The sequence below is a fragment of the Kitasatospora sp. NPDC048286 genome (assembly GCF_043201735.1).
Lineage (GTDB): Bacteria > Actinomycetota > Actinomycetes > Streptomycetales > Streptomycetaceae > Kitasatospora.
This window is the reverse complement of the sequence record NZ_JBICZE010000037.1, coordinates 1-13,160: the sequence shown is the minus strand read 5'-3', so window position 1 is coordinate 13,160 and position 13,160 is coordinate 1. Positions and strand designations below refer to the sequence as shown.

Below are 13,160 nucleotides of genomic sequence, written 5' to 3'. Positions count from 1 at the left end.
GCTTCGTTCATCCAACTCGCCGGTGTCTTCCGGGGCTTGACGCCCTGTCCGACGTTTCAAACTCTAGCCGATCTCCGCTCCGAAAAGCGAATCCGGCCGCAACCCGATAAAACGAGCACGCCAAATAAGCACTCAGCCGCGACGCGGGAATGCCGACGCGACCCAGCCCGAACCTGGGAAGTGGTGTTTCAGAGGATTGGCCGCCCCGGGACCGTCCGCGCCGATGCGTGTCCGGTGCTCCCTGCCGAGCGACTAGGGAACAGTACTCCTCCTCCGGGCCCATGCCAAACGGCCCAGGACCGGCAGCCGGGCGGGCCGGCCGCCCCGACGCCGCGTTCATCGTTTGTCTACCGCCTCCCGCCATGCTCCTTCCCATCGGACGCCACGAAGACCTCGTCGGCGCCGAAGCACGAGAGCCGACAGCACAAGAGAGGTCCACGGGGACATGAAGGCGACGAAGACTCTGCGACACATGGCCATCGGGATAGCGGCCGGCATGCTGGCACTGGCCGGGACGATGACCTCGGCCGGGACCGCGCAGGCCGCCACCGCGTACGGATCGACGTTGAGCGAGCCCGGGGTGCTCAACCCGGGCGACTACCTCGAATCCGGCGACACCCGGCTGTACATGCAGGGCGACGGCAACTTCGTCCTCTACAGGTACGCCCCGATGATGCCCCCGAGGCCGGTGTGGGTCGCCCCGGGAGCCCAGAACTGCGGCGTCAAGGCGATCATGCAGGGCGACGGCAACCTCGTCGTCTACGGCGCCGGCAACCGCATCTGCTGGGCCCGTGGCACGTACAAGACCAACTCCCTGCAGACCGCCGTCCTGACGGTGTCCCCCCGCGGCGGCCTCTCGGTCGAGTACGCCAACCCGGACAACCCGCGCAACCCCATGAGCAACCCCTTCACGGACACGCTCCGCAGCTCGGACCCGTACTAAACCGCTCCCCCCGCGGCCCGGCCCTCAGCCCCGCTCGGCGAGCCACCTGACCAGGTCGGCCACCGACCAGCGCGGCCGGGCCGCGAGCCGCGTCGCCGCCGTGCGCAGCAGCGCCGGGAGGTGGCCGCAGAGCGCGGCCACCTCCTCCACCGCCTCCGGCTCCTGCCGGATCCGCTCCGCGCCCGCGATCCGGGCCAACAGCTCGTAGGCGTCGTGCGGCTCCAACGGTCCGACCGTCAGCCGTACGGCGCCCTCGGGCAGGGTGCCCGGTTCCGCGCCCGCGACCACCGCCGCGCAACCCGCCGTACCGGGCAGCAGCGGTCCGGGGTCGGCCACGCCGTCGAGCAGCACCAGTACCCGCCGCCCGGCGAGCGCCTCCCGGTAGCGGGCGCCGAGTTCGTCGGCGTCCGCGTCCGCCGTCGGCCGTTCCCCCAGCGCGCGCAGGAACCCCGCGAGCACCGCGGCCGGCTCGCTGCCGCCCGCGTACAGCTGACCGTCCGGAAAGGCGTCCTGGACGACATGCGCGACATGCACCGCCAGCGCCGACGCGCCACTGCCCGCCGGCCCCGACAACCCCAGCACCGGACCAGGCCCCAGCACCGGACCAGGCCCCGACACCGGCCCGGGCCCCACCGAACCGGGCCCCGTCACCACCGGACCGCCCCCGGCCCCCCGCAGCACCCGCTCCGCCTCCCGCACCAGTGCCGCCCGCCCGACCAGGTCGGGGATGTCCGGCGGCAGCTGGCACGGCCGCGGCAGCCGCCGCGGCAGCACCGGGGCGTCCCCGTGCCGGATCCGCTCGGCCAGCTCGACCACCGCGGGCGCCGGCTCCAGCCCCAGCTCACCGTCCAGCCGCTCCCGCAGCGCCTCGTACACCGCCAGCGCCTCCGCGGTGCGGCCGCAGCGGTGCAGGGCCAGCAGGTGCAGCCGGTGCACCTCCTCGTCCTGCGGGTGCTCGGCCGCCAGCCCGGCCAACGGCTCCAGGGCCTCCGCGTGCCGCCCGAGCGTCAGGTCCAGGTCGAGCAGCGCCTTCACCGCCGCGAACCGCCCGGCCGCCAGCCGTTCCCGCGACCGCTCGGCGAACGCCCCCGGGACGCCGTCCAGTGCCCGGCGGCCCTCCCACGCGCCGAGCGCCGCCACCAGCAGCTCCCGGGCCCGGAACGCGTCCTGGTGACGCAGTGCGACGGCCTCTGCCACCCCGGCCTCGTAACGGAACAGGTCCACCGCCTCGCGCGGCACCGCCAACCGGTACCCGCCCGCCGACGCGACCAGCAGCCCGGTCTCCCCCAGAGCGCGGCGCAGCCGGTGCGCGTGGGTGCCGATCTGCCCGGCCGGATCCTTCGGCCAGCGGGTGTCGTCCTCCCCCCACAGGCCCTCGACCAGCCGGTCCGTCGGCACCAGCTGGCCCGGGGAGAGCAGCAGCGCGGCGAGCACGGCCTGCTGCTGCGGTCGGCCGAGATCGACCTCCCGCCCGTCGCAGCGGGCGCTCAGCGGCCCCAGCACGCGGAATTCGAGCCGCACAGCCCACCCCTCGATAGCCCTCGTCCCGGTGCACAATCTGTGAGGACTGAGCATAGGTCGCCGGGGTACGGGGGCGCCGCCGTCCGGACGGATGTGGCGGAATCCCGGCGCGGAACGACGTTGAGGGCGGGACATGGGTGACATGGGGGGAGCCGGGCTGCGGTTCGGACTGCTGGGTCCGCTGCGGGCCTGGTACGGGGAGCAGGAGCTGGAACTGGGCCGGCCGCAGCAGCGGGCCGTGCTCGCCGTCCTGCTGTCCGCCGCCGGGCGGACGGTCTCCGTCCCGGTCCTGGTCGAGGGGGTGTGGGGCGGGGCCGCGCCGGCCGACCCGCGCAAGGCCGTCCAGCTCGCCGTCTCCCGGCTGCGCGGCGCGTTCCGGCCCCACACCGGGGACGACCCGGAGCGGATGCCCTTGGTGCGGGTCGGCGACGGCTACGCGCTCAGGGCGCCGGGGGCCGAGGTCGACGCCACCGAGTGGGAGGCGCTGCTGGCCGAGGCCGGACGGCTGCGGGAGGCCGGCGCACCGCCGCGGGACGTCCGGGAGGCGCTGCGGCAGGCCCAGCGGCTCTGGGTCGGCGAGCCGCTGGCCGGCCTGCCCGGGCCGCACGCCGAGGCCGTCCGGGCCCTCCTCGTCGAGCAGCGGATCTCGGCCAAGGAGGCGCAGCTGGAGCTGGACGCCGAACTCGGCGACCGCACCGACCTGACCGCCGAGGCCGCCGCCCTGGCGCTGGAGCACCCGGGCCGGCCCCGGCTCACCGCCGTCCTGATGCGCGCCCTCTACCAGTCGGGCCGCAAGGCCGAGGCGCTCGCCGTGTACGAGGACGCCCGTCCCGCGCTGCCCCCGGACGACCGGGCCCCGGCCGAACTCCAGCTGCGCATCCTGCGCGAGGACGCCGCCCTGCTTCCGGCCGGCCGCACCTCCGAGCCCGCCGGCGCCGAACCCGCCGGGCCCACCGCCGACACCCGCTGGGCACCCGACCAACTCCCCTCCGGCCTGCCCGACTTCACCGGGCGCGCCGACGAGGTCGAGACCCTCGTCGACCAGCTCTCCGCGGCCGGCGGGCGGGCCGTCGTCGTCTCCGCGCTGGACGGCATGGGCGGCGTCGGCAAGACCACCCTCGCCGTGCACGTCGCCCGGCAGGTCCGCGCGCGCTTCCCCGACGGGCAGCTCTTCGCCGACCTGCGCGGCGCCGACCGCACCCCGCCCGACCCCGGCACCGTCCTCGCCGGTTTCCTGCGCGCCCTCGGCGTCGACCCCGCCGACGTCCCGCCGGACACCGGCGAACGCAGCGCGCTCTACCGCTCCGCCCTGGCCGGACGGCGCGTCCTGGTCGTCCTCGACAACGCCGCCACCCCCTGCCACGTCGAACCGCTGCTGCCCGGCTCGGCCGGCTGCGCCGTCCTCGTCACCAGCCGCCACCGGCTGGCCGGCCTCGCCGGGGCGCACCAGTTGCGCCTCGACACCCTTCCCGCCGAACAGGCCCTGGAACTGCTCACCCGCATCGTCGGCCCCGAACGCGTCGCCGCCGAACCCGCCGCCGCCGACGAGGTCGTACGGGCCTGCGGACTGCTGCCGCTCGCCGTCCGCATCGCCGCCTCCCGGCTCGCCGCCGACCCGGCGCTCACCCTCGCGGCACTCGCCGAAGGGCTGCGCCACGAGCACCGGCTGGCCCAACTCACCGACGGCGAACGCACCGTCGAGGCCACCTTCGCGCTCTCCTACCACCGCCTGGACCCCGAACTCGCCCGCGCCTTCCGCCTGCTGTCCCTGCCCGACGCCCCCGACATCCCGCTGCCCTGCGCCGCCGCCCTGCTCGACCGCACCGAGACCGAGACCGACGACCTGCTCGAAACCCTCGTCGACCTCAACCTGCTGCACTCCCCCCGCTACGGCCGCTACGGCTACCACGACCTCGTCCGCGACTACGCCCGCGGCCGGCTCGCCGCCGAGGACGGCCCCGCCGAACGCACCGCCGCCACCGACCGGCTGCTGGACTTCTGCCTCGCCACCGCTCGCAACGCCGACCTCGCCGCCCGCAAGGCCGAACCCGCCGAGCTCAGCCTGCTCGGCGCGTCCGTCGCCTCCCCGGGCCGGCCCATCGCCGACGGTGCCGAAGCCGTCCGCTGGATGCGCGACCAGGCCGACATCCACGCCGCCGCCATCGCCCTCGGCTGCGCCGACCCGGCCCTGCCGCTCGACCGCGCCGCCGAACTCGCCGACCGGATGGGCGCCGTCCTGCCCGAACGTACCCAGACCGGCGTCATCGTCGACCTCGCCGGACGCATCGCCCAGCAGGCCGCCGCCCGCGGCGAACACGGGCCGCTCGCCCTCGCCCGCTACCTGCGCGGCAGCATGCTCTGGCACATCAACCGCTACGCCGAGTCCCAGGAGGAGATCCGCCGGGCCGTCGCCCTGTCCGAACAGGACGACCGCACCGAACGCGTCCTCGCGAAGGCCCTGATCACCCTCGGCAGCAACGCCCGTACGCACGGCCGCTTCGCCGAGGCCGCCGAACACGCCGGCCGCGCCGCCGAGCTGTTCCACCGCCTCGGCGCCCAGCGCGCCGAGGGCAGCGCGCTCGGGGAGTTCGCCTTCAGTGCCGCCCAGACCGGACGCCTCGACGAGGCCCGGGAGGCCGCCGAGCGCAGCGTCCGGCTGATGAGCCGCTCCGGCCCGGTCTCCGCCGCGACCGGCCGCTACTACCTCGCCCGGGTCCTGCGGCTGTGCGGCGACCCGGAGGAGGCGCTCGCCCACGCCGTCGGCGCCCGCGAGGAGTTCGCCGCGCTCCAGGTCACCGTCTTCGCGGCCGCGGCCGGCGACCTCGCCGCCCGGATCCACGCCGAGGCCGGCCGCTGGCTGCTCGCCGTCGACGCCGCCGAGGCCGTCCTCCCCCTCGCCCGCCGCACCAGCGCCTCCCTGGAGGCCGCCCTGCTGCGCACGCTCGGCACCGCGCTCACCGGTCTCGGCCGCCCGCGCCAGGCCCGGGCCTGCCTGGCCGACTCCCTGGAGGTGTTCGAGCGGCTGGGGCTCGCCGAGGAAGCGGCTCAGGTCAGGGATCTGCTGGCCAGGTAGACGCCGTACCGGCCGGGAAACGCGCTGGTCAGGGAGGCGCCGGCGCGGTAGACGCGGCATCAACAGGGGCCCGGGCTACGCGCGTTGACCGACCGTCTACCGCCGTGCCGGAGTGTCTCTCTCGTCAGGCCACGGGCCGCCGCGCCGGCGGCCCGGGCGACACCACAGACGAGAGGCGCCACCATGCCCACCCTGCCCCAGCACGGCCAGACCTGGACGCTCAAGTCCGCCAACGGAACCGTCGCCGACGTCCGCTCCAGCCAGACCTCCGCCGGCACGGCCATCCAGTCCTGGGGGTCCAACGGCACCACCGCCCAGGGCTGGACGTTCTGGGCCAAGGAGAACGGCAGCTTCCTCCTGGAGACCCAGCTGACCGTCGGCAAGCACGTCGGCGGCCAGGCCATGGTCATGGACTACAACTACTCCATCGGCCAGACCTGGCTGTACAACGAGCACAACCAGCCCAACCAGCACTGGTGCTTCGAGCCCCTGGACAACGACTGGGTCCGGATCCGCACCACCCGCACCAACGAGGGCATGCTCTTCCTCACCGCGGCCGCCCCCGGCTCGCCCCTCACCCTGGCCAGGCAGGACGACGCCAACCCGGCGCAGCGCTGGCAGCTCGTCCCGGCCGGTGGCATCAGCGGCGGCGGCCAGCAGCAGCAGCCCCAGCCGCAGCCCCAGCCCCAGCCCCAGCCCGGCGGGGGCGGCGACTTCCGCACCGAGATGCTGAACGCCGTCAACGCGGAGCGCGGCCGGGTCGGCGCCCCGCCGGTGCGCCTGGACGACCGCCTCAGCGCGGCCGCCCAGCGGCACGCCAACGACATGGCCTCGCACGACCTCACCCAGCACAACGGCACCGACGGCAGCAGCCCCTGGGACCGCATCGCGGCCGCCGGCTTCGTCTCGCGCTCCTCCGCCGAGAACGTCACCCCGAGCAACAGCGTGCCGGAGGCGATGCAGATGTGGATGAACAGCCCCGGCCACCGGGTGAACATCCTCAACCCCGACTACAACTACATCGGCATCGGCTACGCGCCCCGCCAGCGCGGCAACTGGGGCCGCTACGTGCAGACCTTCGGCAAGGCCTGAGACCCCGACCGGCACGCCCCTTCCAGCAACAAGGAGTTCCCCACCCATGTCCTCGAACGCGGCGGACCTGATCCGCATCGCCCGAGACGAGGTCGGCTACCACGAGGGCCGCAGCGGCGGACACTGGAACAACATCCAGAAGTTCTCCCCCGCCGTCGCCGGCCTGGAGTGGTCCCAGGGCGAGGCCTGGTGCGCCACCTTCGTCGCCTGGTGCGCCGAGCAGTCCGGCAACGCCGACCTCTTCCCGGTCAGCGCCTCCTGCGCGGAGGGCGTCGCCTGGTTCAAGGAGCGCGGACGCTTCACCGACTACCCGGTGATCGGCGGCCAGGTCTTCTTCGGACCCGGAGGCGGCAGCCACACCGGCATCTGCGTCGCCTACACCAGCTCCACCATCACCACCGTCGAGGGCAACACCAACGACGGGGGCAGCTCCGAGGGCGACGGCGTCTACCTCAAGACCCGTGAGCGCCGCTCGGACTGGGTCTACGGCTACGGCATCCCGGCCTTCGCCGAGGGCGTGGTCCTCGCCGACCCGGAGTGGAAGGACCGGTCCGGGGCGCTCTACTTCGGACAGGAGGCGTCCGCGGACGACAGCCCCCGCGGCGGCGCCCCGACCGGCCCCACCCCGGCGGCCGACGGCGGCGACGGCTACGAGCCGTTCCCCGGCGCGGACTTCTTCCAGGACGGCCGGAACAGCGACGTCATCACCCGGATGGGCGAGCGCCTCGTCGCCGAGGGCTGCTCCGCCTACGCCGAGGGCCCCGGGCCCGAGTGGTCCGACGCCGACCGCGAGTCCTTCCGTAACTGGCAGCACAAGCTCGGCGACTCCGGCGCGGACGCCGACGGCATCCCCGGCCCCAAGCAGTGGGCCGCGCTCGCCGTCCCGCGCGGCTGACGCCGGTCCCGTCAACCACACACCAGAAGGAGAAATCCGATGAGCACCATCACCCGTACCCGCAGGCTCCTCGCCTCGCTGGGCGCCGTCGCGGCCGTCGCGGGGGCGGTCGTGGCCGGCGCGCCGGCGGCGCAGGCGGCCACCCGGGCCGACGCCTGCGACCAGGCCCCCGCACCGGCCCTGACGACCCGGTGGGACGTCCACAACGGCTCCGGCGGCGGCGCGCTCGACCTGCTGAACGGCAACGAGGTCAACGGGCAGCCGATCGGCCTGTGGACCGCCAACCAGTCGCCCGCGCAGACCTGGTCGTTCTGGGGCTACTGCGACGGCACCACCGCGATCTCGCACGGGCTGAGCAAGGTGGCCGGCCTCGACACCGGCTCGGGCTCGGTCCGCCTCCAGGACACCCCCGGCGGGCTGGACGGCCTCAACCGGCCGCGGGGCGACTGGATGCCGGCCAACCAGAAGTGGCGGCTGACCGACGAGGACCGCGGCTGGTACCTGATCCGCAACGTCGCCACCGGACAGTGCCTCAAGGCCCCCGGCACCTACCAGGCCGTCTCGATGGCCTCCTGCGACACCGCGGACCCGAACCAGCGCTGGCTGCTGGGCTGACACCGATCACCGGGCCCGGTCCGCTCGTCGTCGACGAGCGGACCGGGCCTGTCCTCGTCCGCGTGCCCCTCACCGGCCCCGCTCCGGTACTCCACGGTTTCGTCACAGTCGCCTGACGTACCGTCACCACCCTTTGCCCGGGCGGATGATCACGACTCGATATCCCTTGTCACGGTCGCGCGAGGAACTCGTCACGGCGGTGTCAAAGCGGCGCCGAAGCCGTCGCCCCGATCGTTCGCGCTGCGCTATGAACGTCCCTCAGGAGAACCGCCGCCACCTGGCGGTCCGCACCCACGGGGGACATCACGTGAAGACCATCCGCAGCAGTCACCGCGCCCTGGCCCTGGCCTCGCTGGCCGCGGTCGGCGCGCTCACCCTGACCGCCTGCAACGACGACGCCGCGTCGTCCGACACGGCGACGACCGCTCCGGCGACCGGCGCGCCCACCTCCCAGGCCGCCTCGCCGAGCACCGCCGCGACCACCCCGATGGCCCCCGGGTCGGCCTCCGTCCCGGCGGGCGGCGCCGCGTCCGGTACGGCCGCCGCGCCCGCGCCGGCCGGCAGCGCCCCGGCGGCCGGGACGACGCTCAAGCTCGGCGACGCCGCCACCATCCCGTTCAGCTCGGGCAGCACCAAGGGCACCATCGCACTCGCGGTCACCTCGATCGAGAAGGGCGACCCGGCCGACCTCGCCTCGCTCAACCTGGGCGACAAGGCCAAGGGCCTGGTGCCGTACTACATCCACTACAAGGTCACCAACGCCGGCAGCACCGACCTGTCCTACACCAGCGTCAACCACATGAAGGGCCTGCTGGCGGACGGCACGGAGGCACAGGAGCTGATGGTCATCGGCACCTTCCCCAAGTGCAAGAGCGAGTCGCTGCCGAAGGGCTTCGGCAACGGCCAGTCCGCCACCTCCTGTGCGGTGGCGATGTCCCCGGAGGCCTCCAAGGTCGCGGGTGCCGAGTACTGGGGCGAGCCGTACACCCTGGGCAAGGGCCTCAACTGGAAGTGATCCGCGGGCGGTCCGGGCGGGGGCGGCGCGCTACCGCCCCCGCCCGGGCGCGTTCAGCCCCGCGCCGTCGACACCGCCGACACCCCGTGGATCCGCAGGAAGGCGTCCACGCCGACGGCCGCGACCCGCCGGACCTCCTCGTCCGCCACCGGGAGCGCGCCCCAGAAGGAGCGCTCGGCGATGCCGTGGAAGGTCAGCAGGGTGAACTGCTCGGCGGCGAGTGCGGCGTCCCCGCCCGCGAGCAGCCCGCGCTCGGCGAGCGCCTCGAAGTGCTGCGCGAGGTCGCGCTGGGAGGCGACCGGGCCGGCCTCCAGCCAGGCCTCCAGGACGTCCGCCGGGATGTTGGCCACCTCGGCCCGGATCGCCCGGCCGAGCGCGCCGTGCTCCCCGGCGGACAGCACGGCGCGGGCCCGCTCGACGGCGAAGTCGGTCAGGTCCTGGCGCAGGTCCACCACCCGGTCGAGGTACTTCGCCATCAACTCGCGGATCCGCTCGGTCAGTTCCGCCGAGTTCCGCAGGGCCACCGACAGGAAGAGGTTCTCCTTGTCGGCGAAGTGGTTGTAGACCGTCCGCTTGGACACCCCGGCCTCGGCCGCGATCGCGTCCATGCTGGCGCGGACGTACCCCTCGCGCCCGAACACCACCGTCGCGGCCTGCGTGATCGCCTTGCGCTTCTCCGGCCGCCCCGCTCCGCCCGTCGTCGCCACGGCGCTCTCCTCCTCCGTCGGCGCATCGGCCGACCGTCTCAAAAACTACCCGGTGTAGTTTATCCGGACCGCAACCAGCCCGGCCTCACCGCCGAACAGGCGTGCTCTATGCTGCGTACGACTTCTACACCCGTGTAGAGACATGCGGAAGCGTCTCCCCGATCTCGGCCGGCCGGACCCCGTGCGGGAACCGGCCGAGCCGGGCCGGCGTCCAGAACGAGCAGTGTCATGACCGGATTTCCGGACATTCGGATGATCCGAGGTTTGGACGTCCATACTTTCGAACGGGTGGGCGGGCGGCGAGCGACGCGGACGCGCCACCGGGGCGCAGGGAACACGGGAACACCGGGGGTGAGGGCGTGGCGGGGCAACGAGGACGGTCGGCCGACCGAGGGGCGCGACGGCGGGCGGCGAGCGGGCCCGTCGGCCACCCCCGCCCCCTTCCCGGCGGCCCCGCACTGCCCGCGGCCCTCGCCGTCGGGCTGCCGATCGCCGGCGCCGCGGTCGACGAGCTCTCCGGCCCCGGCATGGGATTGGCCTTCGCGGTGGGTGCGGTGCTCGGCACCGGCCTGGCGGCGGCACTCAGCGGCCGCAACGGCTGGTGGTGGGTGCTCGCCGCGTCGCCGCTGGTCGTACTGGGTGCGACGGCCGTCGTCGAACTGGCCGCCCACCGCGACCGGTACCAGAGCAAGGGCCTGGCCACCGGCGCCGCGAAGTGGGTGGTGCACGGCTTTCCCGTGATGGCCGAGGCCGCGGCCGCGGCCGTCATCGTGATCGCGGTCCGGCTGGTCCGGGCGAGGAGGAGGCAGCATGGCTGACAACGCCGAGCACGGTGGCGACACCGAGGCCCCCCGCCCCCGCCGCCCCTCCCCCGCGCTGATCGCGGGCCGGGTGGTGGCCTGCACCGTGGGGTTCGCGGTGTTCGCCGCCAGCGGGGTGGTCTGGTACGGGTTCAAGCAGCTCACCGACGGGATGACCACCTCCAACGCGATCGCCCAGACCAAGAAGGACGCCCCCAAGCACCTGGACAACTCGGTCAACCTGCTGCTGATAGGCCTGGACAGCCGCAAGAACATGGACGGCACGGACCTCCCGCCCGAGTTCGTCCAGGACGAGCTGCACGCCGGCCACAGCTCCGACATCGGCGGCTACAACACCAACTCCCTGATCCTGCTGCACATCCCGGCGAACGGCGGCAAGGTGCAGGCCGTCTCGATACCCCGCGACGACTACGTCATGACCTACAGCGGCGACGGCAAGCAGGTCGGCATGCGCAAGATCAAGGAGGCCTACGGCGAGGCCAAGGACAAGGCCACGCCGGCCCTCCAGGCCAAGGGCCTCAAGGGCGCGGACCTGGAGAAGGCCGGACGCGACGCCGGACGCGCGGCCACCATCCAGACCGTGCAGAAGTTCCTCGACCAGCCCGTCGACCACATCGCCGAGGTCAACCTGATGGGCTTCTACGACATCGCCAAGGCCCTCCAGCCGATCGAGGTCTGCCTCACCCACGACACCAAGGACCCGGCCATGGAGGGCCAGGGCTCCGGCGCCGACTTCCACAAGGGCGTCAACAAGCTCAACGCCTCCCAGGCGCTCTCCTTCGTCCGCCAGCGCCACAACCTCGACGGCGGCGACGGCAACGACAGCGACTTCGCCCGCACCCACCGCCAGCAGGCCTTCATCTCCTCCGTCGTGCACAACCTGAAGCAGAAGGGCGTCCTCGGCGACCTCGGCAAGATGCAGGAGCTGATGGGCGTGGTGCAGAAGGACCTCGTCATCGACAACGAGTGGAACGTCCTGGACTTCGCCCAGCAGGCCCCCAACCTCACCGGCGGCAACGCGGAGTTCCGCACCCTCCCCGTCGCCGACCTCAGGAAGGTCAACGGCCAGGACGTCAACATCGTCAGCCCGCCGCAGGTCCAGAAGATCGTCAAGCAGCTCTTCGGCTACGCCGACACCAGCCCGGCGCCGGCCCCGACCGACGAGGGCCCCGCCCCGACGACCGCACCCGCCGCACCCGCCCCGCCCGTCGCGACCACGCCCCCGGCCGCCGCCAGGAGCGTCACCGTGGACGTCTTCAACGCCTCCTCCACCCCCGGCGTCACCTCCACCGCGGAGTCCAAGGCCCTGGTCGCCATGGGCTTCAAGGAGGGGAGGACCGGCTCGGCGGCCACCAAGCCGAAGACCACCACCGTCACCTACGGCAAGGGCGCCAAGGAGGCGGCCGAGCAGATCGCCGCCCGCTACGGCGTGACCGCCACCGAGTCCGCCTCCGCCACCGCCGACCACGTCACCGTCACCCTCGGCAGCGCCTTCACCGGCGTCGCCGCCGACAAGCCCGCCGCCACCGGCACCCCGGCCGCACCGCCCGCACCGGACACCAACGTGCCCCAGCAGGGCCCCATGGTCGACGCGGAGTCCGACGGCGGCATCCCCTGCGTGTTCTGACACGCCCCGCTCCGACCTCCGAGGGAGGCTCCCCACCCGGGGAGCCTCCCTCGGCCGTTCTCCGGCAACCCTGAGCAGATTCCTGGGCAACCCCTGGCGGGATTCTCCGTACTATGTATAGTGTACTGCGTACGGGGTAACCGTACAGGTATCGACGAGAGGGCTCCGCCATGCAGATCACCAAGACCGCCGTCTCCCTGACCGTCGAGGACGTCAGCACCTCGGCCGCCTTCCTCCAGCGGCACTTCGGCTACACCGAGGAGATGTCGGCCGACGGCTTCGTCTCGCTCGCTCACCCGGACGGCGGATTCAACGTCGTCTACCTCCGGCGCGGCCTCGAGGTCCTGCCGGAGGAGCAGCGCCACCGGATCGCGGACGGCGTGATCCTGGCGTTCGTCGTCGAGGACGTCGCCGCCGAGGAGCGGCGCCTGCGCGAGGAGGGGGTCGCGATCACCCTGCCGCTGCGCGAGGAGCCGTGGGGCGAGAAGCTCTTCCAGGTCACCGACCCGAACGGGGTGCTGGTCCAGCTGACCGAGTGGGCCAAGCAGTAGGCGCGGCTGAGCGGTAGGCAACGCCGAGCGGTGAACGACGGAGCCCCCTGTCCGGCAGGACAGGGGGCTCCACTCGATCCGGCGGACGGTCAGTCCACCGTCCAGGTGTCGTTGCCGGCGAGGAGTGTGGCCAGGTCGCCGGGGCTGCGTTGGGTGGTGGCGGTGGCCAGTTGCTCGGCCATCAACTCGTCGTAGACCGGCCGCCGGACACTGCGCAGGACGCCGATCGGGGTGTGGTGGAGGGTGTCCGCGTCGGCGATCCTGGAGAGTGCGAACGCGCCGGCCGGGTTCGCGGCGTGC

General features: G+C 73.7%; 11 protein-coding genes and 1 pseudogene. 9 read left to right on the top strand and 3 right to left on the bottom strand.

What is annotated here, in order from left to right; genetic code table 11:
- Window positions 1-472 precede the first annotated feature (472 nt).
- A complete protein-coding gene (locus ACGF13_RS40145; RefSeq protein ID WP_392884586.1) occupies window positions 473-943 on the top strand; it encodes a hypothetical protein in 471 nt (156 codons plus the stop codon).
- Between the two features lie 24 nt (window positions 944-967).
- On the opposite strand, the gene ACGF13_RS40140 is transcribed toward ACGF13_RS40145, so the two are convergent.
- On the bottom strand, window positions 968-2,464 hold the full coding sequence (locus tag ACGF13_RS40140; RefSeq protein WP_392884584.1) for a BTAD domain-containing putative transcriptional regulator: 1,497 nt from the start codon (window positions 2,462-2,464) through the stop codon (window positions 968-970).
- Between the two features lie 133 nt (window positions 2,465-2,597).
- Between ACGF13_RS40140 and ACGF13_RS40135 the strand changes: the two genes are divergently transcribed.
- The 5 genes from ACGF13_RS40135 to ACGF13_RS40115 all read left to right on the top strand — a co-directional run bounded on the left by ACGF13_RS40135 (window position 2,598) and on the right by ACGF13_RS40115 (window position 9,154).
- A complete protein-coding gene (locus ACGF13_RS40135) occupies window positions 2,598-5,537 on the top strand; it encodes a BTAD domain-containing putative transcriptional regulator (RefSeq protein ID WP_392884583.1) in 2,940 nt (979 codons plus the stop codon).
- 183 nt (window positions 5,538-5,720) lie between these two features.
- Window positions 5,721-6,629, top strand: a complete 909-nt coding sequence (locus ACGF13_RS40130; RefSeq protein ID WP_392884581.1) for a CAP domain-containing protein — start codon at window positions 5,721-5,723, stop codon at window positions 6,627-6,629.
- Window positions 6,630-6,675: 46 nt separating this feature from the next.
- Entirely contained in the window at window positions 6,676-7,524 is an 849-nt protein-coding gene (locus tag ACGF13_RS40125; RefSeq protein ID WP_392884580.1) for a peptidoglycan-binding protein, read from the top strand.
- Window positions 7,525-7,563: 39 nt separating this feature from the next.
- Window positions 7,564-8,139, top strand: coding sequence for an RICIN domain-containing protein (locus ACGF13_RS40120; protein WP_392884578.1), 576 nt, complete (start codon window positions 7,564-7,566; stop codon window positions 8,137-8,139).
- A gap of 247 nt (window positions 8,140-8,386) precedes the next feature.
- Window positions 8,387-9,154, top strand: coding sequence for a hypothetical protein (locus ACGF13_RS40115; protein WP_392884576.1), 768 nt, complete (start codon window positions 8,387-8,389; stop codon window positions 9,152-9,154).
- 53 nt (window positions 9,155-9,207) lie between these two features.
- Here the strand turns inward: ACGF13_RS40115 and ACGF13_RS40110 are convergent, their stop codons facing one another.
- Window positions 9,208-9,861, bottom strand: coding sequence for a TetR/AcrR family transcriptional regulator (locus tag ACGF13_RS40110; protein ID WP_392884575.1), 654 nt, complete (start codon window positions 9,859-9,861; stop codon window positions 9,208-9,210).
- 359 nt (window positions 9,862-10,220) lie between these two features.
- On the opposite strand from ACGF13_RS40110, the gene ACGF13_RS40105 reads away from it, so the two are divergent.
- From ACGF13_RS40105 to ACGF13_RS40095, 3 genes are all read left to right on the top strand, one after another.
- The gene (locus tag ACGF13_RS40105) at window positions 10,221-10,679 is read left to right on the top strand and encodes a DUF6542 domain-containing protein (RefSeq protein WP_392884573.1); all 459 of its coding nucleotides are present in this window, start codon (window positions 10,221-10,223) and stop codon (window positions 10,677-10,679) included.
- A complete protein-coding gene (locus ACGF13_RS40100; RefSeq protein WP_392884572.1) occupies window positions 10,672-12,309 on the top strand; it encodes an LCP family protein in 1,638 nt (545 codons plus the stop codon). Before ACGF13_RS40105 ends, ACGF13_RS40100 begins: the two co-directional genes overlap by 8 nt.
- A gap of 170 nt (window positions 12,310-12,479) precedes the next feature.
- Window positions 12,480-12,860: a VOC family protein gene (locus tag ACGF13_RS40095; protein ID WP_392884571.1), complete on the top strand. Its 381-nt coding sequence runs from the start codon at window positions 12,480-12,482 to the stop codon at window positions 12,858-12,860.
- A gap of 89 nt (window positions 12,861-12,949) precedes the next feature.
- Here ACGF13_RS40095 and ACGF13_RS40090 read toward each other — a convergent pair.
- A pseudogene (locus ACGF13_RS40090) lies at window positions 12,950-13,160 on the bottom strand (2-oxoacid:ferredoxin oxidoreductase subunit beta); the annotation flags it as partial.

Excerpts from the sequence above, each read along its gene's own strand:
- ACGF13_RS40145 (WP_392884586.1), top strand. The coding sequence starts at position 473 with ATGGCCATCGGGATAGCGGCCGGCATGCTGGCACTGGCCGGGACGATG.
- ACGF13_RS40135 (WP_392884583.1), top strand. The coding sequence starts at position 2,598 with ATGGGTGACATGGGGGGAGCCGGGCTGCGGTTCGGACTGCTGGGTCCG.
- ACGF13_RS40130 (WP_392884581.1), top strand. The coding sequence starts at position 5,721 with ATGCCCACCCTGCCCCAGCACGGCCAGACCTGGACGCTCAAGTCCGCC.
- ACGF13_RS40125 (WP_392884580.1), top strand. The coding sequence starts at position 6,676 with ATGTCCTCGAACGCGGCGGACCTGATCCGCATCGCCCGAGACGAGGTC.
- ACGF13_RS40120 (WP_392884578.1), top strand. The coding sequence starts at position 7,564 with ATGAGCACCATCACCCGTACCCGCAGGCTCCTCGCCTCGCTGGGCGCC.
- ACGF13_RS40115 (WP_392884576.1), top strand. The coding sequence starts at position 8,387 with ATGAACGTCCCTCAGGAGAACCGCCGCCACCTGGCGGTCCGCACCCAC.
- ACGF13_RS40100 (WP_392884572.1), top strand. The coding sequence starts at position 10,672 with ATGGCTGACAACGCCGAGCACGGTGGCGACACCGAGGCCCCCCGCCCC.
- ACGF13_RS40095 (WP_392884571.1), top strand. The coding sequence starts at position 12,480 with ATGCAGATCACCAAGACCGCCGTCTCCCTGACCGTCGAGGACGTCAGC.